This window comes from Streptomyces sp. NRRL S-87 (genome assembly GCF_000719335.1).
GTDB lineage: Bacteria > Actinomycetota > Actinomycetes > Streptomycetales > Streptomycetaceae > Streptomyces.
In genome coordinates, this window is record NZ_JOGB01000020.1 from 42,509 (window position 1) to 63,935 (window position 21,427).

The following is a 21,427-nucleotide window of genomic DNA, read 5'->3' on the forward strand; positions in this document are numbered from 1 at the left end:
TCAGAACCCTAGGGAGGGGCGCCCCTCTGACACCATGCGCGACCAGGGGATTTGACGTTCCTTTTACTCTTCGTGGGGCGATGTGCGGTGGAAAGAGGCCGACATGTCCAGTGATGAGCCACTCAGGTTGATCAGGCTCATATGCAACCGTCTGTCACCGTGCATGGCGATGGCTTGAATTGGTCGATCGACTTTCGGCCGTTCAGCGCGGGCGTAGGCCGTCGAACACCACCGCGAAGACGCGTTCCCGGGCCGCCGGGTCCGTCCCGAGCTGCTCCACCGCACGGCCGGTGCCGGCCAACAGGGCCAGGAACTCCGGCAGTCCCAGCTCCCGGCGGACCGCACCCGCCTCCTGCGCGGCGGCGAGCAGGCCGTCCAGCCGGTCCCGGATCTCCTCGGTCCGCTCGCGCAGGGAGGCGTGCACGTCGACGCCGGCCGCGGCGAGGGCCTCGGTGAACTCGCTCTTGCCGACCGACTGCTCGACCAGCAGCCGGAAGCAGCCGAAGAAGGCCTCGGCCGGGCCGGCCTCCGCGGCCAGCTGGGCGACCTCCGCCGCGGTGGCCTCGAGCCTGCGGACCATCACCGCCTCGAGCAGGGCCTCCTTGGTCGGGAAGTGGCGGAAGAGCGTGCCGACGCCGACCCCGGCGGTCCGGGCGATCTCCTCGGTCGGCACGCCGACGCCTCGGGTGGTGAACACCTCCGTGGCGACCTCCAGCAACCTCGCCCGGTTGCGTGCCGCATCCGCCCGCAACGGCCTTTCGCCCGAGCCGCTCATGCTTCTCTCCCCACTTTCCGCCCGGGGTGGCCGACGGCAGGCCGGAACCACCCTGGACAACCGGACTGGTCAGTCCGTATCGTCTAAACGGAGTCGACAGTCCGATTCTATGTGCCGATCCCCGGAGGTTGATCGTGTCCGAAACGCCGTCCCCCCGCGAGGTCTTCCACCGGCTGCTCGACGGCATCGGCGCGGGCCGCTACACCGAACTGGCCGCCCTCTACGCCGAGGACGCCGTGGTGGAGACCGTCTTCGCCCCGGTCGGCCCGCGCCGCTTCGAGGGCCGCGCCACCCTCGCGGCCCGGTTCGCCGAGGTCGCCGAACACTCGCCCCTGCTGCTGACCCCGGCGAACGTCGTCGTCCGGGAGACCGACGACCCGGAGGTGATCGTCGCCGAGTTCGACTACCGGGCCCGCCACCTGGCCACCGGCCGGGACTTCGAGGTCGCCAACCTCCAGGTCCTCCGTGTCCGCGACGGCCTGATCCGGCACAGTCGCGACTACCACGACCACCTGGCCCTCGCCGTGGCGGGCGGGAACCTGCCCGATCTCGTCACGGCCCTGTCCGCTGCCTGACGCCCGACGCTCACCTCGCGCGGGGGGCGCCCAGGTAGGCGCCGAGCAGCCGGCGCAGGGCCACGTGCGCGCAGGCGTACGCGTCGCGGTCCGCGGCCCGGACGAACGCGGCCGCCGGGGCCGCCTCCCCCGCTCAGCCGGTGAGCGTCCACTTCTGGTTCGGGTTGCCGCTGCACCACCAGGTCTGGACGGGGGTCGCGTCCGCCGGGTTCTGGTCGCGGACGTCCACGCAGGTGTCCGCCGGTACGTTCACCAGGTCTCGGGTGGTGGCGTTGTAGTCGAAGCGCTGGGCACCGGTGCCGTTGCAGTCCCACAGCTGGACCTTGGCGCCGGGCTCGGTGGAGGCCGCGTTGACGTCCAGGCACTTCCCGAGGGCCCGTACCGTGCCGTCGCCGGGCAGGGTCCAGCGCTGGGCGGCGGTGCCGTTGCAGCCGTAGAGCTGGACCTGGGTGCCGTTCGCCGTCTGCGCCCCGGCCACGTCCAGGCACTTGCCGGCCAGGCCGACGAAGGCTCCCGTACGCCCGCCCCCGCCGTCGGAGGTGGTGACGCGGACGCGGTCGACGACCAGCTGGTTCGGGAACGGAGTCGAGCCGTCCGGGTTGCCCGGCCAGTCGCCGCCCACGGCCAGGTTGAGGATCAGGAAGAAGGGCTTGTCGTACACCCACTGGCGGCCGCCGAGGTCGGCCGGCGTCCGCCGCTGGTAGACCTGGCCGTCGACCGACCAGCTGATCGAGCCGGGGGCCCAGTCGACGGCGAAGGTGTGGAAGTCGTCGGCGAACGCCCGTCCGCCGGACAGGCTGTAGGCGGCGCCGATGCCGCCGGCGCCCGAGTAGCCTGGGCCGTGCAGGGTGCCGTGGACGGTGGAGGGCTCGTATCCGACGTTCTCCATGACGTCGATCTCACCGCTGTTCGGCCATCCGACCTGGCCGATGTCCTGGCCGAGCATCCAGAACGCCGGCCACATGCCCTGCCCCCGCGGCACCTTCATGCGGGCCTCGACGTGCCCGTACCGGCGGGCGAACCGGCCGGAGGTGTTCAGGCGCGTCGAGGTGTACTCGCAGCGGCCGTACCAGCACTGGAAGTTGCCCGGGTTCTCGCGGCGGGCGGTGATCACGAGGTTGCCGCGGCCGTCGAGGGCGGCGTTGGCGTTGCCGGCCGTGTACCACTGGCGCTCGTGGTTGTTGACGTTGTCGCCGGTCTCGGTCTGCCACTTGCCCGCGTCCACGGCGGACCCGGCGGGCCCGTCGAAGGTGTCTTCGAACGCCACCGCCGCGGCGGTCGCGGTGGACGGGGCGGGCGGGGCGGGCGGGCCGGACGCCGTCGCCGGGGCGGCGGCAGCGGCGGGTGCGGGCCGGGGTGCGGCCGAGGAGGGTGGGCCCCAGCCGAGGGCGAGCGTCAGGGCGGCGGTGGCGAACGCCGCGACACGTAAACCGCGGTGGCGCGAGGGCATGGGCGTGGGGGCCTCGATTCGCGAATTGGTCCAGACCTACGTCCGAAGGGGAGTGAACCCTTCCTGACGCGTTCCGGTCAAGACCGTGGCGCCGCGCGCCGTCCCGGGACCTCCGCCCGGCGCAGGGGTTCCACCAGCGCGGACGGGCACGGAACCGGGCCCGGTGAGGTCAGGCGGGCTGCCAGAGCTCGATCCGGTTGCCCTCCGGATCGGTGACCCAGCCGAACCGGCCGACGCCGTCCATCTCCTGCGTCTCCTCGGTCACGTCGGCTCCCGCGGCCCGCAGTTGCGCGAGCATCGCGTCCAGGTCGCGGACCCGGAAGTTGAGCATGGTCCGCTGTTCCCGGGACCCGAAGTAGTCGGTCCCGGAGTCGAACGTCGCGAAGACCGTCAGCCCCGTCTCCTGACGCCAGAGCCCGTGCTCGTCCGCGTCCAGCCCCAGGCGGTCGCGGTACCACGCACTCAGCCCCGCCGGATCGGCCGCCCGCAGGAAGTACCCGCCGATTCCCAGTACACGTTCCATGCGGCCATCTTGCACGATCCGGCCCACGATCCGACCCACGATCCGGCTCGCCGGCGTTCGCGGTGCGGGGCACCCGTCGGCCTCGCCGGTGTCTGCGGCGTGCGGGCCCGGGCGGGAACCCGGCGCCGGACGGCGGCTACGGCTGCCGCACCGCGCCCCACCCCGGGTACGGCGCCGCAGCGGAGGCGGGGTCGGCGGTGACGCGGCCGCCGCCACTACTCCGCGCCGTCCGCGCCCTGAGGCACGGCCGCCGGACCGGCCTCCGGTCCCGGGACCGGGGACGCCGTGAGCACGCGCCGGAGCCAGCGGAACCGGGCGTCGCAGGCGTCCCGGCTGAGCGCCGCGTCCGGCGCGAAGCTGTCGAAACCGTGGTACGCCCCCGGCCAGACGTGCAGTTCGGCCTGACCGCCGGCCTTCCAGAGGGCATCCGCGTAGGCCACCCCCTCGTCCCGGAAGGTCTCGGCCGAGCCGACCTCGATGTACGCCGCAGGCAGCCCCGACAGGTCCGTGGCCCGGGCGGGGGCCGCGTACGGAGACACGTCCGGCGCGCCGGGTGGGCCGCCCAACAGGGCCTGCCACGCCGTCGCGTTGGAGACGCGGTCCCACGTGTCCACGCCGGCCATCTGGTGGCTGGAGAAGGTCCCGCCCCGGTCGTCGAGCATCGGGCACAGCAGCAGCTGGCCGATCGGCACGGGCCCCCCGCGGTCGCGGGTGAGGAGCGCCAGGGCCGCGGCGAGACCGCCGCCGGCACTCTTGCCGCCGACGACGATGCGGTCCGGATCGAATCCCAGCAGGTCCGCGTGCTCGGCCACCCATACGAGTCCGGCATAGCAGTCCTCCACCGGCCCGGGATGGGGCACCTGCGGAGCCAGCCGGTACTCGACGGAGACGACGGCCAGCCCCAGGGGCAGTGCCACGTCGCGGAGCAGCTGCGGCAGGACGCACCAGGCGTTGCCCACGACCATGCCGCCGCCGTGCATGTAGTACAGCACCGGAAGGGGCCCGGGGGCCCCGGCCGGCCGCGCGCTCACGAGGGTGACGTCCGGCGCGCCCGCTGCTCCCGGCGCGTGCAGCTCCGTCACCTCGAAACGGCCGCCGTCCGCGAGTTCCCCGACCGTGGGCCGGGGCCGGACGGCGGCGTCCTGCGCCTGCCGCTCCGCCAGGTTCTCCGGCGTCAGCGGTCGTATCGCCTCGTCTCCCAATGCCGCCAGCACGGCACCGAGTTCGGGGTCGAAGGGCGGCGTGACCCGCCCCGCCGACGCCCGCCCGGCCCCCGCGGCCGCGCCGTCGCCGCTCATGCCCGGCCATCCCGTCGCGCCAGGCGACACCGACTGCACCAACTCGTCATCCCCGTCCGTACGTTCAGTGAACACCAGCGCGTCTTCCATGTGCGGTAGTCAATCACTCGCGGTCATACGCGCTCATCCGCGGTCCCTCGTTGTCCCCTGTGGTCCCTCACGCGGGACCCGGCCCGACACCGGACAGCCGATCTCCCCCTCGCAGGAGCTCGACGTCATGCCGACGGGGCGGCCCCCGGCGCCGGCGTCCCGCTCAGCCGCGCCACCGCCCCGACCACCGCCGCGCGGTGCCGGTCCCGGTGCTCCCGTACCCAGTCGGCCTCCCCGTCACCTTCCGCCGCCCCGATCCCGGTGGTGAACCACGCCTGGGCCAGGGCCAGGACCAGTGCGAGGACGTCCGCGGGCGCGTACCCGGGGTCCACCAGCCCGGCCCCCTGGGCCGCCTCTAGCGCCGCGAGCTTGTGCCCGTACGACGCGGACTCGGGCGCGGTGACCGCCGGCCGCTCCAGTCGCCGCCACATGACCAGCCGTACGAGCCGCGGGTCGGCCACCAGGTGGTCGAAGATCGCGCCGGCGTACCCGGGCAGGTCCTCGGCGTCGAACGGCACGGACTCGGCGCCCTTCTCCAGGGCCTCCTGGAGGACCTGGTCGAAGAGCTGCTCCTTGTTGCCGTAGTAGACGTAGATCATCCGCTTGTTGGCCCCGGCCGCGTCCGCGATGCGGTCCACCCGGGCCCCGGCGATGCCGTACCGGGCGAACTCGTCGAACGCGGCCTCCAGGATCCGTGCCCTCGTTGCGTGGGAATCGCGTGCCATGGGCTCAGGCTAGCAAGTAACTATCTAGTTATTGACAAACCGGCGGGCTGGGCGCACGATGAAATAACCAGTTAGTTACTTCCGCTTCCGTCCCCGAGAGGACACCTCATGGAACTCCGCGCACTCGGCTCCCAGGGTCTGCACGTCGGCGCCGAAGGCCTCGGCCTGATGGGCATGACCGCCTTCTACGGAGCGACCGACGAGGCCGAATCGCTGGCCACCATCGACCGCGCCCTGGAGCTCGGCGTCACGCTGCTGGACACCGCGGAGGGCTACGGCCCCTTCGCCAACGAGCGGCTCCTCGGGAAGGCGCTGGCCGGCCACCGCCGCGACCGGGTCGTCGTCGCCACCAAGACCGGCGTCGAGTTCGACGACGACGGCACCCTGCGCGGCCTCAACGGCAGCCCGGACTACATCCACCGCGCCGCCGACCGCTCGCTGCGCCACCTGGGCACGGACCGCATCGACCTCTACTACCTGCACCGCATCGACCCGAACGTGCCGGTCGAGGAGAGCATCGGCGCCATGGCCGAACTGGTCGCCGCCGGCAAGGTCCGCTACCTCGGCGTCAGCGAGGCCGCCGCGGCCACCATCCGCCGCGCCCACGCCGTCCACCCCCTCACGGCCGTCCAGACCGAGTACTCCCTCTTCGAGCGGGGCATCGAGGGCGACGGGGTGCGGGACGTCCTGGACGAGCTGGGCATCGGCCTGGTCGCGTACGCCCCGCTCGGCCGCGGCTTCCTCTCCGGTGCCATCACCACGCCCGACGACTTCGCCGCGGACGACTTCCGCCGTACCGACCCCCGCTTCCAGGGCGAGAACTTCGCCCGCAACCTCGCCGTCGTCGACGCCGTCCGGCAGCTGGCCGAGGCGAAGTCGGTCACTCCGTCCCAGCTCGCGCTGGCATGGGTGCTGCACCAGGGTGCCGTCGCCATCCCGGGCACCAAGCGTCGGCGCTACCTGGAGGAGAACGTCGCGGCCACGGACATCGCGATCACGGCGCAGGACCTTGCCGCGATCGAGGCCGTCGCGCCCCGCGGCATTGCTTCCGGCGACCGCTACTCGCCGGAGATGATGGGGTTGCTCAACGGCTGAGGTGGGGGGCGGGGGTCGCCGGAGCCGGTGCCGGTAGCGCGTGGGATGTGGTGCCGGAGGCGAGGCGGAGCTCGGGCAGGAGCCGGTTTGCGGTGGCGGTGAGGACGTCCGGCGGGCGGTTGGCCGGAACCTCACTGATGGCCGGTCGGCGCGCTGTGTAATGTCACATGGCATGACTTTGTCCCGGCGTGCGGCCCTGGCCGCCACCCTCCTCGGACCCGTCGCCGCCCTGGTCCCCGCCGGCCCCGCCCTGGCGGGCCCGGCTGCCGGCCGCGCGACGGTCCTCGCACCGGACCGCGAACAGGCCCGCCTCGCCGATCCCCGGGCCGCCGCCTTCCCCCGGCGGGCCGGACTCGACGACTTCGTCGCCCGGTTCCCCGCGGCGCTGCGTTCCGCGCGCAGCCGGGACGAGGTGGAGCGGCTCGTCGACGCCTGGGGCGAGGCCCTGTGGTGGGCCGCCGTCCACCGCGCCCAGGGGCGCCGGCCCGGCGGCGACCTGCCGGCCGGCGACGACCGGCCCCTGTACTGGACCCGACTGGCGATGACGGTGCAACTCGCCGACTGGCAGCCGGTGTTCGACGTGGACCGGACCGCGCTGCGTGGCCGGCTCGAGGACGCCTCCCGCGGGCTGACCGGAAACGACTTCAGCGGTCGCCCGGGGCTGCGCCGGCTGTTCGTCAGCGGGTTCGACCCCTTCGGACTCGACCAGGAGCTGCGCCGGGCCAACCCCTCCGGTTCCGCCGCCCTGCTCCTCAACGGCCGCCGGATCACCCTCGCGGACGGCACCCCCGCGGAGATCCGGTCGGTCCTGCTGCCCGTCCGGTACGGGGACTTCGACCGCGGCATCGTGGAACGCGCCTTCGGGCCCCGGATGGCGGCGGGCCCGCGCGCCGCCCACGCCATCACCACCGTCAGCCAGGGCTATCCCGGACTGTTCACGCTGGAGGCGTGGGCGGGGCGGGCCCGCTCGGCCGACCCGTACCCCGACAACACCGGTGCGCTGTCGGGCGGTACGCCCGACCGTCCGGTCCCGCCGCCGGGCCTGGCTGCGGGCCCGGAGTTCATCGCCTCGACCCTCCCGGGCGAGGCGGTCACGGGCGCCGTGCAGGAGCCGTACCCCGTGCTCTGGAACACCTCCGTGACCGAGATACCGGCCGGCGGAGACCGACCGGTCGAGCGCGAGGACGGGCCGACCCCGGGCTCCCGGGCCGTGGCCGGCGGCGGCGGGGGGTACCTCTCCAACGAGGTCGCCTACCGGTCCAACCGCCTCCGCCTGGAACTGGCCCCCCAGCTCCCCGGAGGTCACCTGCACACGCCGGTCCTGACCGGACTCCCGGCGGACCCGGGCCTGTTGACCGGACCGGAGTTCGAGCGCAACGAGGCGGCCATCACCGCCGAGGTGCTCGCGGTCCTCACCCACGTCCTCTGACCGGACGCCCCAGGGCCCGCCGGTCGCCCCCGGGCCCGCCGGGCCCGGGGTGTGAGGACCCCCGCGGCGCCCGACGCGTCGCGGCCCGCCGGCGACCCCGCCCCGTGCGACGGGCGGGGCCGCCGGCGCCGGCCGGGAGGCCCCTCCGGATCGTGCCGGGTCGGGCAGGGTCCGGGCGCGACGGCCTACCGGTCCATGGACAGCCGCACCAGCTCGGCGAAGGTTCCGCCGGACCGACCGGACAGCTCCTCGTAGGTCCCCTGCTCCGTGATCCTGCCGCACTCCAGGACGACGATCCGGTCGGCCAGCCGGCAGTTCTCCATCCGGTGCGTCACGATCACCGTGATCCGCTCGTCCTTGGTCTCCCGCAGTCCGGAGAAGACCATGTGCTCGCCGCGCGGGTCCATGGCGGACGTCGGCTCGTCCATGACCAGGAGCGCGGGGCGCCGGTGGAAGGCCCGTCCGCAGGCCAGCCGCTGCCACTGGCCGCCCGACGGCTCGTGCCCGCCCCACAACGAGCGGGCCAGCAGGGTGTCGAGGCCGTTCGGGAAGCCCTCGACCGTCTCCTCCATGCCCACCGCCCGCAGGGCGTCCCACACGGCCGCGTCACCGCGCGGGCCGGGCTGCCCGAGGGTGATGTTCTCGCGCGCGGAGAACGGCCAGTGGCCGTACGACTGCGTCACCAGCCCGACGTGGCGCCACGCGGACCGCTGGTCCGAACCGGACGTCGGCACCCCGTCCCACGTGACCGTCCCCGTCGTCGGCGCCGTCAGCGAGGTCAGGAGCCGGATGAACGTGGACTTGCCCGCGCCGTTCTCGCCGACCAGGGCGACCACCTCGCCCCGGCGCAGCGTGAGGTCGACCGGCCCGAGCGCCGGGGCGTCCTTGCCCGGGTACGTGTACGCGGCCCCCTCGAACCGGATCTGCTCCGGTGCGGCCATCTCGCGCGGGCCCCGCGGCCCCGACCGCTCGGCGGCCAGCGCGAGGAACGCGGTGTAGTCCCCGAGGTAGAGCGCGTGCTGGAACATCGCGGCCCCGTAGACCACCAGCTTGGACAGGGCGGCGGTGGAGGTCCGCATCGCCACGATCGCGGTCCCCGCGGCGCCCAGGGCCATGAACCCGCCGAGCACCAGCGCGCCCAGGCAGCCCCAGGTCACCAGTGTGAGCAGGCCGGAGACCACGGCAGCCGTCAGGTACACCGCCAGGTAGCGCGGGGCGGAGCCGGCCATCCGGGCGTCGATCCGGGCGCACACCGCGGCGTACCAGTGGTGCGCGTAGGGGCGCATGCTGTTGCCGCGCAGCTCGTCCGCGAGCTTCGGGGTGGTCAGGTGCCAGCGCATCATGTTGCGGATGTTGCGGGAGGCGACCGTCTCGTTGTGCAGTCGGTAGTCGAGCCGGGCAGCGAACACCGAGCCCAGCCCGCGGGGCACCACCGACACCAGCAGCAGCGGCAGCAGCACCGGATGGACCACCGACAGCACCGAGGCCACGGCCACCAGGTCGATCAGACCGCTGGTGAAGCCCAGGGCGTCCTGCAGCAGCATGCCCGAGCGTGCGGACCCGGTCTCCGCGGCCTCCGAGCGCTCGGTGAAGTCCGGGGCGTCGTAGGCGGCCAGCTCGACGTCCATGTGCGCGTCGACCATCGCCAGGTCGGCGACGGTCGACATCCCCGGGTTGAGCCGGCGCGCGGCGCTACCGGCCGCGATGGACGCCAGCGCGCCCAGCGCCGTCATGGCCGCCGCGGCCGCCAGCGGCCAGGTGGCTCCGGAGAGGCGCTGCCCGACGTCCCCGCCCGCCAGTAGCGGGCCCATCGCCCGGGACACGGCCGCGAGCGCGGCGGCGGTGCAGATCCCGCCGACGACCTGTGCGCACACCAGCCAGACGAACGCGGTGCGGTGGACCGCCGCGGCGAGCCGCGCCGTCTGCGCGAGCGCGGCCGGCACCCGCCGGGCCATCTGGCCGAGCGTCAGGCGCTCCATGGCGGCGTTGTGCTGCCCTCCGGTGTACGTCAGCTCCGGCGGGGGCGGGAGGACGGCGGTCCGTGGTTTCTCGGCCTGCTGCTGGGACATCGGCTGCTCCTTCAACTCGGCTTTCGGGAAACCCGGTTCGGCCCGGCCGGAGGCATGGCGAGGAGGCCCGCCCGCGGTGCGGGAAGGGGCTCGGTGCTGCCGGAGGGGAATCGGGGAGAGTGAGTAGAGCGCAGCCCGGAGGGCGGAGCAGCCGGATCCGGCCGACCTGGCGGGGCCGGCGGCGCCGTACTGACGGCTGATCGTTACGGGGCCGGTCCGGGCACCGGCATCCCGCGCGGCCGAGGTTGGCCGGAAACCGACCGGCGCCCGGGGCGCGGGACGGAAATCCCCTTGCGGAGCGTCGCGGCGGGGAGGGGCGGGCCTGCGGGCCCCGACGGCCGCCGAGGGGCTCTGCGACGGCCGCGTGGCGCGGCACGCGACGCCGGCGGGGGGAGAGGGGAGCCCCCCGGGGCCCCGGAGGCACCGGGGTCGCCGGGGCGCGCCGGGGCGCCCGCCTCGCTCCCCCGGCCCCGCCTCGTTCAGCCGACGAGGACGCCGGGGTTGAGGATGCCCCGCGGGTCCAGGGCGTCCTTGGCGGCCCGCAGCGCCAGCGCGAAGGGTTCGGGCCGCTGGAGGTCGTACCCGGGGCGGTGGTCGCGCCCGACCGCGTGGTGGTGGGTGACGGTGGCTCCGTACCGGTGCAGGACCTCGCCCGCCACGGCCTTCAGGTCGTCCCACACGGCGACCTCGTCGCCCGGGCGTCCGGCGGCGAGGACGGTGAAGTAGGGTGCCGCGCCGTCGGGGTAGACGTGCGTGAGGCGGCAGTTGACCGTCGCCGGGTGGCCGGTGGCCTTCAGGGCGGCGGCCCCGACGTCGGTGCGTACGGCCTCGATCAGCCCGGGGATCCGGTCCCAGGTCGCGGCCGTCTCGAAGGTCTCCGCGACGACCCCCATGCGGGCGAGCCCGTCCCGCAGGTACGGCATCTTGAGGAACGCCGACCGCCAGGCGCCGACCGCGTCGCCGGTGCCGTCCGCGCCCTCGGCCCCGGCCGCGCCGTCCGCCCCCACGGCCCCGCCGCCGCAGGACCGGGCCAGTTCCACGGCCTGCCGGAGGCGGTCCCCGACGGGCGCGTCGGCCGACTCGAACCCGAGGACGAGCACGGCGCTGCCGTCCGCCGCGGCGCCCGCGAGCGCGGCCTCGCCGGCGTCCAGCAGACGGCAGTTGGCCGGCACCAGGTCCGACTGCGCGATCAGCCGTACGGCCGTCAGCGCGTCGTCGAAGGCGGCGAACGCCACCGCCGCGGAGGCCTTGTGGGCCGGCCGCACCTGCACCCGCAGCCACGCCTCGGTGATCACGCCGAGGGCCCCCTCGGAGCCGAGGAACAGCCGGTCGGGGGAGGGGCCGGCGCCCGAGGCGGGCAGCCGCCAGGACGCGCTGGTGCCGGCCGGGGTGACCACGCGCAGGGACTGCACGAAGTCGTCGATGTGCGTGCGGCCGGTGGCATAGTGGCCGCCCGCGCGCGTGGCGAGCCAGCCGCCCAGCGTGGAGAACTCGAAGCTCTGCGGGAAGTGCCGCAGCGTCAGTCCGTGGGGCCGCAGCTGGTCCTCCAGGCCCGGGCCGAGCGTGCCGGCCTGGATCCGCGCCGCCCGGCCGGCGGCGTCGACCTCCAGGACCCGGTCCATGGCGGTCAGGTCCAGTGAGAGCACGGCCCGGTGGGCGTCGCCGCGGTACTCCACGCCGCCGGTGACCGAGGAACCGCCGCCGTACGGCACCACGGCGACGCCGCGCTCCCCGGCCCACTCCAGCAGGTCGGCGACCTGCTGCTCGTCGCGCGGGCGGGCCACGAGGTCGGGGACGCGGCGGGGCCGCCCGCGCAGGGCCCGGACCACGTCGCGGTACGCCTTGCCCATCGCGTGGGCGGCGCGGTCGCCGGGGTCGGTGGCGACCAGGTGGGCCAGGCTCGCCGGCGGCGCGACGGCCGGGGCCCCGATGCCCAGGTCGGCGACCCGCGGTACGGGGAGCGGGCGGGCCAGCGAGCCGGGGAAGAGCGCGCCCATCGCGACGCACTCGGCGTCGTCGGGGTGCGCGTCCGCCCAACCCCACCCCCACCAGGAGCGGACGCGGGACGTGGGCGGGGTCGCGGTGTCGGCCATGGAAGTGCTCCCAGGAGTCGGGACGGTAACTTACCTTGCAGTAAATTACCTACTGATAATATTCCGGCATGGCAACCCCCCGCTCGAAGGCCGGCACCAAGGGAGTCCCGCGCCACGACCGCGAGCAGCAGATCCTGACGGCCGCGACCGAGGAGTTCGGGACGAGCGGCTACGCGGCCGCCTCCCTCGCCGCGATCGCCGCCCGCGTCGGCGTCACGAAGACGCTGCTGCACCAGTACTTCGGCACCAAGGAGGACCTGTACGCCGCCTGCCTGACCCCGGTCGGCGACCGACTCCTCGACGCCGTCCGCACGGCGATGGACGGGGCGGGCACCACGCCGGACACGCCCCTGCGCGTGCTGCACGGCATCTTCACCGCGCTCGAAGGGCAGCGGGAGGCCTGGTTCGTGCTCTACGACACCACGCTGCCCTCCGGCGGCGAGGCGGCACGCCGGGCCGCCGCCTACTGGTCGGCGATCGACGCCCTCGCCGCCGACGGCACCGCCGACCTGCTCCGCGCCACCGGCTCCACCGACCCGCTGGACGCCGACGCCCTCAAGTACGTCTGGCGCGACCTCGTGGCCACCCTCGTGCGCTGGTGGGTCAAGCACCCCGACCAGTCCCCGGAGGCCATGACCCGCCGGTGCGCCCGCCTCTTCGCTGCCGCCGCCGCGCTCACCCCGACGGAGGGGCCGCCGCTCGTCTGACCGGATCGGGCCCGACCTCCTCGGCACGGGCGCCGCGCACCGGCTCGCCGCCGGCCACCGCCCCCTGGGCTCAGTCCTGCTCCGAGCGGGCCCGGCGCCCGGCGGCCGATCCGCGGAGCGCCTCGGTGGCCCGACCGGGGCGCCCGGCGTGCGCTGCCGGACCCGCCGGGCATCCCGCCGGTGCGACGCGGGTGACGCGCCGGTGCAACGCGGCTGACGGGGCGCGGGAACCGCAGGGCGTTGACGTGCCCCGTCCCGGACGCCCGGCGCACTGTCGGACCCCCGTGGCATCGTGGCCCCATGACCATCGACGTGCGCCCCGCGGCCGCCTTCGCCGACGTCCGAGCGGTGATCGGCCCGAAGTCGCCCACGGCCACCGTCTGCTGGTGTCTGAGCTACCGGATCCCCGCCAAGCTCAACAACGAGCTGCGCGGCCCCGCCCGCGGCGACCACGTCGCCGAGCTGTGCCGCGCCGCCACCCCACCGGGGGTGATCGCCTACCGCGACGGCGAGCCGGCGGGCTGGGCCGCCGTGGCCCCGCGCGCGGACACCTCCTTCGCCCGCAGCCGCACGATCCCGCACGTCGACGACCTGCCGGTCTGGTCCCTGTGGTGCATACGGGTGCGTCCCAGCCACCGGAAGCAGGGCCTCTCGCACGCCCTCATCGCCGGCGCGGTCGAGTTCGCCCGCGACCACGGCGCCCCGGCCGTCGAGGCCTACCCCCTCGACAACGGGGCCGCCACCGTGGACCTGACCATGGCCTACGCCGGACTGCGCCGGAACTTCGAGCGCGCCGGCTTCGTGCACGTGGCCGACACCACCTCGGTCCTGGCCGGCCACCCCCGCGTCCTGATGCGCCTCGACCTGCGCTGGCCGACGCGCCCTCCGGGCGCCTCGGGATGGAATGCCGGTCCCGGCTCGCGCCCGGCCCCCGGGTCCGGGCGTGACCGGCCCGTGGACGACCTTCGGGCCCCCGTCACCACCAGTAGGTCGGGTACCTCGGTGAGGCGCGGCGCACGCGGGAGGCGGCGTACCCGGTCAGCACGAGCAGGACCGTGGAGGCGAACAGCAGCGGCACGAAGCGTGCCGGGTCGGGCCGCTGGAGCACGATGACCACGGCCGTGGCGACGGCGGGGGAGTGCGGGGTACGGGCGACCAGGTTGAGGGCGAGCGCCAGCCCGGCCGCGACGGCCGCGGACCAGGCGCTGCTGCCCGCGCCCGCGAGGACGGCGAAGCCCGTGGCGCTGCCCAGCAGGTGGCCGGCGATCACGCTGCGCGGCTGGGCCAGCGGCAGGGTCGGCGCGCTGTGCACCAGGGCGGCGCTGGCCGCGAGGGGAGGTATGAGCACCGGCTCGTGGATCGCCGCGCCGATGGCGACGAGGCCGAGGAGGACCGCGGTGGCGGCGCTGATGCTGTGGAAGGCGGCCGCGGGACTGGGCCGCGCCGGGGCCCGCCCGGCGGGCGGGCGGCGGCGGGAGGGCGCGGGGTCGGACGGGGGTGCGGCGCCGGGGGCGGCCGCGGCGGGTGCGGTGTCGGTGCTCATGGTGCGGGGTGGTTCCGGGGGCTGGCGGCCGGAGGGCCGGGGGCGGGACGGGAGAGCGGGGACGGCCGCACGCCCACGACCCTATCCGCCGCGTGACTCCCGCCCGGCCGCGGGGTAGGTGAAGGGCTGACCATCCGCGGCGGACAGGGGGACCGGACATGGCACCACGCGAGCGCGGCGCCGGGCCGCCCGCCCGGCACGACGCGGCCCCCGCGGAGTCCGGGCCCGGCAAGGGCGTGCCCGCCGTGCGGCCGCCCACCGTTCCGGCCCCGGTGGCCGGACCGGACGAGGGCGGGGAGACGGCCTGCCTCCTGCACCTGGTCTGCCCCGAGTGCGGCCGCCTCGCGGACCCCCCCGGCTCGCGGCCCTGCCCGCGCTGCGGAGGCCCGCCGGCGGGCTGAGACCGGGCCGGGACCGCCCGGGCCCCCGGTCCGTCGCCCGACCGCCCGCCTCCCACCGGCGCGATCGGTCCGGCATCTCGGCGTATGGTCCAGATATGGAAGCTGCGGTGTCCGGTATCGGCGAGCAGCGCGGCGGGACGGAATTCCTTGACGCGGCGCTGGCCGACACGGTCCGGCGCACCGGCGCTTCCGCGGGGGCCCTCTACCTGCTCGACCAGGCGGGCCAGACGCTCGGCCTCGCGGTGCTGTGCGGCCTGCCGGCCGAGGTGGCCTGGCCCTGGCGCAGGATCCCGCTGGCGACCCCCGTGCCCGTGAGCGAGGCCGTCCGCGAGGACCGTCTGGTGTGGGTGGGCTCCCAGGAGGAGCTGGCCCGTACCTACCCCCGCGTCGCGGCGAGCCTGCCGTACCGCTTCGCCCTCGCGGCCACGCCGCTGCCGGGCCGCGTGCGGAGCTGGGGCGGGCTGGTCCTGCTCTGGCCGGCCGCCCACCCGCAGAGCACCACCCGCCGCGAGCGGGGCCACATCGAGGCGGCGGCCCGGGGCATCGGCCATCTGCTCGACGAGTCCGCGGATCCCCCGCAGCCGCCCGAGGAGCCCCGCCTGGTGCCCCTCGCCGACCCCCACCCGTACGCCGGCCGGACCCCGCAGGCCGCCGCGGACTACGCCGAGCGCCTGCCGGAGGGCGCGCTGGCCCTGGACCTGGAAGGCCGGATCACCTTCATCACGGCCACGGCGGCCACCCTCCTCGGCCGTGACGCCGACCGGCTCCTGGGCACCCGGCCCTGGCAGTCCCTGCCCTGGCTGGACCAGCCGGCCGTCGAGGACCACTACCGCACCGCCGTCATCAGCCGCGACCCGGTCGTCTTCACCGCCGTGCACCCCCCGGACCGCTGGCTGCGCTTCGAGCTCTTCCCCGACGCCAGCGGCATCAGCGTCCGCATCAGCCACGCCCCCGCCCACGCCCACGCAAGGCCGTCACCCGACCCCGCACCTGACCCCGCACCCGACTCCGCACCGGATTCCCCGCCCGACCGCGACGCCCGCCCGCCACGTCCCGCGACCGCCGCGTCCCGCACCGCGCAGACCGGCCGCCTCTACCAGCTCCTGCACCTGGCGGCCGCGCTGACCGAGACCGTCGCGGTCAGCGACGTCGTCGAGCTGGTCGCCGGCCAGGTGCTGCCCGCCTTCGGGGCGGACGGCCTGGTCCTGTCCGCGGCGGAGGCCGGCCGCCTGAAGATCACCGGCTGGCACGGCTACGACGCGCGGGCCATCGAGCGCCTCGACGGCCTGCCCCTGGGCACCGACATCACCCCTGCGGGTCACGTACTGGCCACCGGAGTGCCGTCCTTCTTCGCCAACGTCGAGGAACTGGTCCGCGCCTACCCGCAGGCCCCGCTGATGAGCGGAAAACACGCCTGGGCCTTCCTGCCGCTGCTCATCTCCGGCCGGCCGGTGGGCTGCTGCATCCTCTCCTACGACCATCCCCGCACGTTCACGGCCGACGAACGCGCGGTCCTGACGTCCCTCGCCGGCCTCATCGCACAGGCGCTGGACCGCGCCCGGCTGTACGACGCCGTGCACGGCCTCGCCCGCGGCCTCCAGGAGACCCTCCTGCCGCACAGCCTGCCGACCGTGCCCGGCCTGACGATGGCCGCCCGCTACCTGCCCGCGAGCCTCGGCATGGACATCGGGGGCGACTTCTACGACGTGATCCCCCTCGACGCCACCACCGTCGCGGCCGTCATCGGCGACGTCCAGGGACACAACGTGGCCGCCGCCGCCCTCATGGGCCAGGTCCGCACCGCCATCCGCGCCACCGCGGGCGCGTCGCCGGACCAGGTCCTGGCCCGCACCAACCGCGTCCTGATGGACCTCGGCACCGACCTGCTGGTCTCCTGCCTGTACGCGCGGATCGACCTCGCCGGCGGCGCGGCCGTCCTCGCCAGCGCCGGCCACCCGCCGCCCCTGCTGCACCGGCCCGGCGGGCCGGGACACGCCGTCCGGCTCGACCCGGCCCCCCTCCTCGGCATCGACGTCGGCGCCCCGTACCCGGTCACCGGCCTGGACCTGCCACCCGGGAGCACCCTCGCCCTCTACACCGACGGACTCGTCGAGGTGCCCGGCACCGACCCCGACCGCACGGTCGCCGCCCTCGCCGACGAGCTCGCCCGCGAGGGCGACCAGGACGTCGACCGCCTCATCGACCACCTCATCCACTGCGCCTGGCCCACCGGCCGGTACACGGACGACACCGCTCTACTCCTGCTGCGCACCGTCCCCGAGGGGCCGCGGGGCGCGTCCTGGCCGCGCGACGCGACCTAGCGGACGTCCGCACGTCCCTCGTGCACCGCGTCCAGCGCCACCTCGTCCGGGACGACGCCGGTGACCGGCGGGAAGAGCATCGGGCCGTCCTCGTCGGCCACGTCGACCGCGATTCCGGTCGGCCCGTCGGGGGAGGGGATCACCGAGTCGAGCAGCCGCGCTCCCAGGACGGTGAGGTACTCCGTCCCGGCGGCCGGGTCGGCGCCCCGGCGCAGCAGGAAGCGGGCGAGCGACGCCTCGTCCGTGAACGCGTACAGCCAGCGGACCCCGCCCTGCACGCCGGACATCAGCGCCCCGTCCACCACCGGTGCCAGCAGTGTCGTACGGCGCAACTCGCCCACCAGCCGCTGCGGTCGGCCCGCTCCCGCCCGCATCGCGGCTGTCTCCGCAGTCAACACGTCCTTGATCCTTCGCCGGTGCCCCCACGTTGTCCGGAGCCGTCGGAAGCGCTCCCGGCCGGTGCGCGGTGGGCGCGGCGTGCGGGCGGCCGGGTCGGCCCGCACCTGACGGCTGCCGCGGGGCGGGCCGGCGGACCGTAATCCGGTGGCCGGGGGCGGGGGCAGCCGGACTACGCCCCGGCTTCCAGGACCCGCTTGAGCGCGGCGAGTTCCTCGTCGACCAGCGCGACCTGCTCGTCGAAGAAGGCGTCGGTGAAGGTGGGCGGCTGGAAGAAAGTGATCATGAACTCGGCGCCGCTGCCGTTGGCCACGACCCGGGCGGGGACCTGCCAGGAGGCCTGGTCGTCCACGTAGTCGTGGTCGAGGACGCCGAGTTCGGCGTTCCCCCGGATGCGCAGCCGTGCAGGTCCCTGCGGGGTGGTCATGAGCCACCAGTCGGGGTCGTCGGTGGGCTCGACGGCCTGCACGTTGACGACGGCCCAGGCGGGCCAGTTCGCGGGATCGGCCACGAAGTCGAAGACCTCGGCCGCGGGGCGCCGGATGCTGACGGTCTTGGTCACCGAGCGGGCGGTGGTCTGCGTGGTGCTCATGGCGGGCCTTTCAGGGGGTGGGGGGTACCGTGCGATCGTCGTGGCCTTCGTCCACCAGCTGCCGGATCCAGTCCTCCAGGCGGCGGCGCCGGTCGGGTTCGAGGGCGGCGAAGAAGTGGGCGTCGTTGCGGTCGGCGATCTCGGCGAGCCGCGGTACGAGGTCGCGGCCGCTCTCGGTGAGGGTCAGGCGCAGGGTGCGCCGGGACGCGGGGTCGGGCTCGCGGGCCATCAGGCCCTTCGCGACCAGCCGGTCGACCAGGCGGGAGACGGCGCCGGCGTCGATGTCGACGTACCGGGCCACCTCGCGGGTGGTCGTGGCGTCGCCGCGGTGGACGGTGACGAGCACCGCCCACTGCGAGACGGTCACGCCGTGCTCGGCGAGCTGCCGTTCGAAGCGCCCGTGCACCTCGTCGGAGAGCCGCCGCAGCCAGTACCCGAGGTGGTCGCGGAGTCCGCTGGTCCGTTCCGTCACGTCTCCATCGTGCGTGCCGCGACAATTGTTGTCAAGACAACAAAGAGCTGCTTCCCCGGGTTCCCCGGCAGGGGCGCCGGCCCCGGTGGTCTCCCGGGACGGCGAGGGCCGCGCCGGGCTGGGTGGGCCGCTGTGCTGCGCCGCCGCGGGCAGCGACCAGAACCTGCCCGGTGGACGGCGACCGCGGTGCTCGCCCCCGCCGCGGGCATCCGGGACGGCCCGCCGTCCGGCTGGCGGTGCCCCGGTCGCCCCGTGGCAGAACCCGTCCCGGTCCCGGGGCCGGGCTACGGTCGCATCCGAAGGAGTCGCGTACGCGGCGATGAGTTCTGCCGGTCCCCGGAGTCTCAACACCGTCACCGTCACCGACAACACAGGAGGAGCACGTGGCTCAGCTGCTGAGGGTGCAGAACTTCGGCGTCTCCAGCGACGGGATCGCCGCCGGCGAGGACCAGAGCTTGGAGCGGCCGTTCGGACACGTCGACCCCGGGAAGCTGTTCGCCTGGGCCGTGGCCACCGCGAGCTGGCCCAACCGCACCGACCCCGGCGGCAGCCGGGGCCTCGACGACTACTTCACCCGGGACTTCGCGCACGGCATCGGTGCCGAGATCATGGGCCGCAACAAGTTCGGCCCGCAGCGCGGGCCCTGGCAGGACCACGAGTGGCGCGGCTGGTGGGGCGACGAGCCGCCGTTCCACACCCCGGTGTTCGTGATGACCCACCACCCACGCCCGTCCTTCACGCTCTCCGACACGACCTTCCACTTCGTCGAGGGCGACCCGGCCACCGTCCTGGCCCGGGCCCGCGAGGCGGCACAGGGCAAGGACGTCCGGCTCGGCGGCGGGGTCACCACCATCCGGGAGTTCCTCGACGCCGACCTCGTCGACACCCTGCACGTGGCGGTCTCGCCGGTGAAGCTCGGGTCCGGGCTGCGGCTGTGGGACTCCCCGGAGGAGCTGTCGGACCGCTTCCACCTGGACGTCGTACCGAGCCCGAGCGGTGTGATCCACCACCTGTTCTGGCGGAAGTGACTTTTCCCGCCGCCGGTGGAACCCCGGACGGTGGGAGTCCCTCTCACCGTCCGAAGGGGGACGACACATGGGGATCACGGTTCGGGTTCGGTTCGTACGCGCCGCCGCGGCGCTGGCCTGCGGCTGCCTGGCGCTGACCGCCTGCGGCACGGTGCACACCGGGACCCGGGCAGGTGCTCCGCCGGGAGCGGGCCCGGCCGCGTCGCCCGCCGCGGGCCAGGACTGCCGCCGGGGCCTGCCGGACACCACCTCGGACGACCAGGGGACGGGTCCGGACACCACCTCCGACGACCAGGGGACGCTCCCCGATCTGACGAGCGACGACCAGGGCACGCTCCCCGACGAGACCTCCGACGACCAGGGCACGCTCCCGGATCTGACCAGCGACGACCAGAACACCGGTCCGGACCTGACGAGCGACGACCAGGGCGGCCTCCCCGACACCACCACCGACGACCAGGGTCCGGGGGCCGGTGCGGCCGACGGCGCCTGCGTGCCGGCCACCGGCCCGTACCGCTGGTTCCCGATGCTCCGCGAGTTCCGCGCCCACCTCGCCTCGCACCCCGCGACGGCGGGCCCCGGCACCGGCTCCCACGTGGAGAGCGTCGACATCCGCACCCGCCCCGCCGACGGGCGCGCCGAGGCGGTCGTCCGGGTCGACTACGGCGCCGGGGAGCAGGAGGGCGCGGACCGCACCGCCCGCGCGTTCGCCGAGTGGCGGCGCTCCGGTTACGGCGACCACGGGCACGTACGGGTCCTCGGCCCGGCCAAGACCACCGCCGAACTGGACTGGTGACCGGCCCCCGCGCCACCGACCGGCGGGACCGTACGGCGCATCCGGAGCCCGCCCCCGGGTAGCCGCCCGGCATGCACACTCACCCCGTGAACCGCACGCACCGCACGCACCCCACGCACCGCGCGGAGCCGCGCCGGACGGCCGGGCCCGGCCCGGTGCTGCGCGCCGTGGAACGGCTGGAGCACTCACCCCGCGCCGACGGGCTCGCCGGCGCCGTCCGCCGCCTCGTGCGGGCTGCCCCGCTCGGGCGGGCCCGCGACGTCCTGCACGGCGTGCCGCTCGGACACCCCGCCCACCCCCTCCTCGTCCAGGTCCCGATCGGTGCGTGGCTCTCCGCGGCCGTACTCGACCTGCTGCCCGGGCAGGGGCGCGCGGCCCGGGTGCTCATCGGCGTCGGCGTGGGGGCCGCCGCTCCCGCGGCGCTCTCGGGCTGGACGGACTGGGCCGAGCTGCCGCCCGAGCAGGCGCGCGTCGGACTGGTCCACGCCGCCTCGAACGTCAGCGCGCTGTACCTGTACGGTGCCTCGCTGGCAGCCCGCGCCCGCGGCCGGGCCGGTACCGGCCGGGCCCTCGCCTTCGCCGGCCTGACCTGCGTGGGCGTCGGCGGCGCCCTGGGCGGACACCTCGCCTACCGGCAGGCGGCCGGCGCCAACCACGCCGAGGCCGTACCGCACACCGTGGGCCCGGGATGGCACCGGCTGGGCCCCGTGTCGGACCTGACCGAAGGCCGGCCGGTACGGGCCACCGTGGACGGCGTCGAGGTGGTCGTCGTCCGCGAGCCGGACGGCACGGTGCGCATGCTCGCCGAGCGCTGTGCGCACATGGCGGGCCCGCTTTCGCAGGGCGAGGTGGCGGACGGCTGCATCCGCTGTCCCTGGCACGGCAGCGTCTTCCGCCTGGAGGACGGCTGGAACGTGACCGGCCCGGCCACCGCCCCGCAGCCGGCGTTCGACACGCGTGTCGTGGACGGCCGGGTCGAGGCCCGGCTGCGCCGCGCCCCGGGCACCTGACCAGGCCCGAGCCCCTTCCGGCCGCCCTCACGCCCGCGG

Annotated in this window: 20 protein-coding genes and 1 pseudogene; 10 read left to right on the top strand and 11 right to left on the bottom strand. The window is 75.3% G+C overall.

Features of this window, described 5'->3' with window-relative positions; translation table 11 throughout:
* Nucleotides 1-202: 202 nt before the first annotated feature.
* Entirely contained in the window at nt 203-775 is a 573-nt protein-coding gene (locus tag IF43_RS0114850) for a TetR/AcrR family transcriptional regulator (RefSeq protein WP_030199868.1), read from the bottom strand.
* 134 nt (nt 776-909) lie between these two features.
* Here IF43_RS0114850 and IF43_RS0114855 point away from each other — a divergent pair, with 134 nt between their 5' ends.
* Nucleotides 910-1,350: a nuclear transport factor 2 family protein gene (locus tag IF43_RS0114855; RefSeq protein ID WP_037888608.1), complete on the top strand. Its 441-nt coding sequence runs from the start codon at nt 910-912 to the stop codon at nt 1,348-1,350.
* Nucleotides 1,351-1,483: 133 nt separating this feature from the next.
* Here IF43_RS0114855 and IF43_RS0114860 read toward each other — a convergent pair whose 3' ends face one another.
* From IF43_RS0114860 to IF43_RS0114875, 4 genes are all read right to left on the bottom strand, one after another.
* Complete coding sequence (locus tag IF43_RS0114860) at nt 1,484-2,800, bottom strand: glycoside hydrolase family 16 protein (RefSeq protein WP_051795348.1); 1,317 nt, start codon at nt 2,798-2,800, stop codon at nt 1,484-1,486.
* A gap of 169 nt (nt 2,801-2,969) precedes the next feature.
* Nucleotides 2,970-3,323 carry a VOC family protein gene (locus IF43_RS0114865; RefSeq protein ID WP_030199873.1) on the bottom strand — a complete coding sequence of 118 codons (354 nt, stop codon included), beginning with the start codon at nt 3,321-3,323 and terminating at the stop codon, nt 2,970-2,972.
* 215 nt (nt 3,324-3,538) lie between these two features.
* Entirely contained in the window at nt 3,539-4,621 is a 1,083-nt protein-coding gene (locus tag IF43_RS0114870) for an alpha/beta hydrolase (RefSeq protein ID WP_078910172.1), read from the bottom strand.
* Between the two features lie 215 nt (nt 4,622-4,836).
* The gene (locus IF43_RS0114875) at nt 4,837-5,436 is read right to left on the bottom strand and encodes a TetR/AcrR family transcriptional regulator (RefSeq protein WP_030199876.1); all 600 of its coding nucleotides are present in this window, start codon (nt 5,434-5,436) and stop codon (nt 4,837-4,839) included.
* A 108-nt stretch (nt 5,437-5,544) separates the two neighbouring features.
* Here IF43_RS0114875 and IF43_RS0114880 point away from each other — a divergent pair, with 108 nt between their 5' ends.
* The gene (locus tag IF43_RS0114880) at nt 5,545-6,531 is read left to right on the top strand and encodes an aldo/keto reductase (RefSeq protein WP_030199877.1); all 987 of its coding nucleotides are present in this window, start codon (nt 5,545-5,547) and stop codon (nt 6,529-6,531) included.
* 172 nt (nt 6,532-6,703) lie between these two features.
* Nucleotides 6,704-7,960 (top strand): hypothetical protein, encoded by a 1,257-nt coding sequence (locus IF43_RS0114885; protein ID WP_030199879.1) that lies wholly within the window; start codon nt 6,704-6,706, stop codon nt 7,958-7,960.
* 185 nt (nt 7,961-8,145) lie between these two features.
* Here the strand turns inward: IF43_RS0114885 and IF43_RS0114890 are convergent, their stop codons facing one another.
* Both IF43_RS0114890 and IF43_RS0114895 read right to left on the bottom strand, forming a co-directional pair.
* The gene (locus tag IF43_RS0114890; RefSeq protein WP_030199881.1) at nt 8,146-10,029 is read right to left on the bottom strand and encodes an ABC transporter ATP-binding protein; all 1,884 of its coding nucleotides are present in this window, start codon (nt 10,027-10,029) and stop codon (nt 8,146-8,148) included.
* Nucleotides 10,030-10,508: 479 nt separating this feature from the next.
* Nucleotides 10,509-12,122: an FAD-binding oxidoreductase gene (locus tag IF43_RS0114895; protein WP_030199882.1), complete on the bottom strand. Its 1,614-nt coding sequence runs from the start codon at nt 12,120-12,122 to the stop codon at nt 10,509-10,511.
* Nucleotides 12,123-12,190: 68 nt separating this feature from the next.
* On the opposite strand from IF43_RS0114895, the gene IF43_RS0114900 reads away from it, so the two are divergent.
* Together IF43_RS0114900 and IF43_RS39445 are read left to right on the top strand one after the other, a co-directional pair.
* Nucleotides 12,191-12,829 carry a TetR/AcrR family transcriptional regulator gene (locus IF43_RS0114900; protein WP_030199884.1) on the top strand — a complete coding sequence of 213 codons (639 nt, stop codon included), beginning with the start codon at nt 12,191-12,193 and terminating at the stop codon, nt 12,827-12,829.
* A gap of 300 nt (nt 12,830-13,129) precedes the next feature.
* Nucleotides 13,130-13,699 (top strand): annotated as a pseudogene (locus IF43_RS39445) (GNAT family N-acetyltransferase); the annotation flags it as partial.
* A 106-nt stretch (nt 13,700-13,805) separates the two neighbouring features.
* On the opposite strand, the gene IF43_RS0114910 reads toward IF43_RS39445, so the two are convergent.
* Nucleotides 13,806-14,372 (bottom strand): HPP family protein, encoded by a 567-nt coding sequence (locus IF43_RS0114910; protein WP_030199888.1) that lies wholly within the window; start codon nt 14,370-14,372, stop codon nt 13,806-13,808.
* Between the two features lie 158 nt (nt 14,373-14,530).
* Between IF43_RS0114910 and IF43_RS0114915 the strand changes: the two genes are divergently transcribed.
* Nucleotides 14,531-14,773 (top strand): hypothetical protein, encoded by a 243-nt coding sequence (locus IF43_RS0114915; RefSeq protein ID WP_030199890.1) that lies wholly within the window; start codon nt 14,531-14,533, stop codon nt 14,771-14,773.
* Between the two features lie 95 nt (nt 14,774-14,868).
* Nucleotides 14,869-17,094, top strand: a complete 2,226-nt coding sequence (locus IF43_RS0114920) for a SpoIIE family protein phosphatase (RefSeq protein ID WP_051795350.1) — start codon at nt 14,869-14,871, stop codon at nt 17,092-17,094.
* Here the strand turns inward: IF43_RS0114920 and IF43_RS0114925 are convergent.
* The 3 genes from IF43_RS0114925 to IF43_RS41610 all read right to left on the bottom strand — a co-directional run bounded on the left by IF43_RS0114925 (nt 17,091) and on the right by IF43_RS41610 (nt 18,554).
* The gene (locus tag IF43_RS0114925; RefSeq protein ID WP_324605112.1) at nt 17,091-17,489 is read right to left on the bottom strand and encodes an SseB family protein; all 399 of its coding nucleotides are present in this window, start codon (nt 17,487-17,489) and stop codon (nt 17,091-17,093) included. The genes IF43_RS0114920 and IF43_RS0114925 overlap by 4 nt on opposite strands.
* A gap of 173 nt (nt 17,490-17,662) precedes the next feature.
* The gene (locus IF43_RS0114930) at nt 17,663-18,082 is read right to left on the bottom strand and encodes a hypothetical protein (RefSeq protein ID WP_051795352.1); all 420 of its coding nucleotides are present in this window, start codon (nt 18,080-18,082) and stop codon (nt 17,663-17,665) included.
* 10 nt (nt 18,083-18,092) lie between these two features.
* Nucleotides 18,093-18,554 (bottom strand): MarR family winged helix-turn-helix transcriptional regulator, encoded by a 462-nt coding sequence (locus IF43_RS41610; RefSeq protein ID WP_030199897.1) that lies wholly within the window; start codon nt 18,552-18,554, stop codon nt 18,093-18,095.
* A 383-nt stretch (nt 18,555-18,937) separates the two neighbouring features.
* Between IF43_RS41610 and IF43_RS0114940 the strand changes: the two genes are divergently transcribed.
* The 3 genes from IF43_RS0114940 (at nt 18,938) to IF43_RS0114950 (ending at nt 21,388) form a co-directional block, all read left to right on the top strand.
* The gene (locus IF43_RS0114940) at nt 18,938-19,582 is read left to right on the top strand and encodes a dihydrofolate reductase family protein (protein WP_030199898.1); all 645 of its coding nucleotides are present in this window, start codon (nt 18,938-18,940) and stop codon (nt 19,580-19,582) included.
* Between the two features lie 67 nt (nt 19,583-19,649).
* Nucleotides 19,650-20,378 carry a hypothetical protein gene (locus IF43_RS0114945; RefSeq protein ID WP_030199899.1) on the top strand — a complete coding sequence of 243 codons (729 nt, stop codon included), beginning with the start codon at nt 19,650-19,652 and terminating at the stop codon, nt 20,376-20,378.
* Between the two features lie 86 nt (nt 20,379-20,464).
* Nucleotides 20,465-21,388 carry a Rieske 2Fe-2S domain-containing protein gene (locus IF43_RS0114950; RefSeq protein ID WP_030199900.1) on the top strand — a complete coding sequence of 308 codons (924 nt, stop codon included), beginning with the start codon at nt 20,465-20,467 and terminating at the stop codon, nt 21,386-21,388.
* Nucleotides 21,389-21,427 lie beyond the last annotated feature (39 nt).

Excerpts from the sequence above, each read along its gene's own strand:
- IF43_RS0114850 (WP_030199868.1), bottom strand. The coding sequence starts at position 775 with ATGAGCGGCTCGGGCGAAAGGCCGTTGCGGGCGGATGCGGCACGCAAC.
- IF43_RS0114860 (WP_051795348.1), bottom strand. The coding sequence starts at position 2,800 with ATGCCCTCGCGCCACCGCGGTTTACGTGTCGCGGCGTTCGCCACCGCC.
- IF43_RS0114865 (WP_030199873.1), bottom strand. The coding sequence starts at position 3,323 with ATGGAACGTGTACTGGGAATCGGCGGGTACTTCCTGCGGGCGGCCGAT.
- IF43_RS0114870 (WP_078910172.1), bottom strand. The coding sequence starts at position 4,621 with ATGAGCGGCGACGGCGCGGCCGCGGGGGCCGGGCGGGCGTCGGCGGGG.
- IF43_RS0114875 (WP_030199876.1), bottom strand. The coding sequence starts at position 5,436 with ATGGCACGCGATTCCCACGCAACGAGGGCACGGATCCTGGAGGCCGCG.
- IF43_RS0114880 (WP_030199877.1), top strand. The coding sequence starts at position 5,545 with ATGGAACTCCGCGCACTCGGCTCCCAGGGTCTGCACGTCGGCGCCGAA.
- IF43_RS0114885 (WP_030199879.1), top strand. The coding sequence starts at position 6,704 with ATGACTTTGTCCCGGCGTGCGGCCCTGGCCGCCACCCTCCTCGGACCC.
- IF43_RS0114890 (WP_030199881.1), bottom strand. The coding sequence starts at position 10,029 with ATGTCCCAGCAGCAGGCCGAGAAACCACGGACCGCCGTCCTCCCGCCC.
- IF43_RS0114895 (WP_030199882.1), bottom strand. The coding sequence starts at position 12,122 with ATGGCCGACACCGCGACCCCGCCCACGTCCCGCGTCCGCTCCTGGTGG.
- IF43_RS0114900 (WP_030199884.1), top strand. The coding sequence starts at position 12,191 with ATGGCAACCCCCCGCTCGAAGGCCGGCACCAAGGGAGTCCCGCGCCAC.
- IF43_RS0114910 (WP_030199888.1), bottom strand. The coding sequence starts at position 14,372 with ATGAGCACCGACACCGCACCCGCCGCGGCCGCCCCCGGCGCCGCACCC.
- IF43_RS0114915 (WP_030199890.1), top strand. The coding sequence starts at position 14,531 with ATGGCACCACGCGAGCGCGGCGCCGGGCCGCCCGCCCGGCACGACGCG.
- IF43_RS0114920 (WP_051795350.1), top strand. The coding sequence starts at position 14,869 with ATGGAAGCTGCGGTGTCCGGTATCGGCGAGCAGCGCGGCGGGACGGAA.
- IF43_RS0114930 (WP_051795352.1), bottom strand. The coding sequence starts at position 18,082 with ATGAGCACCACGCAGACCACCGCCCGCTCGGTGACCAAGACCGTCAGC.
- IF43_RS0114945 (WP_030199899.1), top strand. The coding sequence starts at position 19,650 with ATGGGGATCACGGTTCGGGTTCGGTTCGTACGCGCCGCCGCGGCGCTG.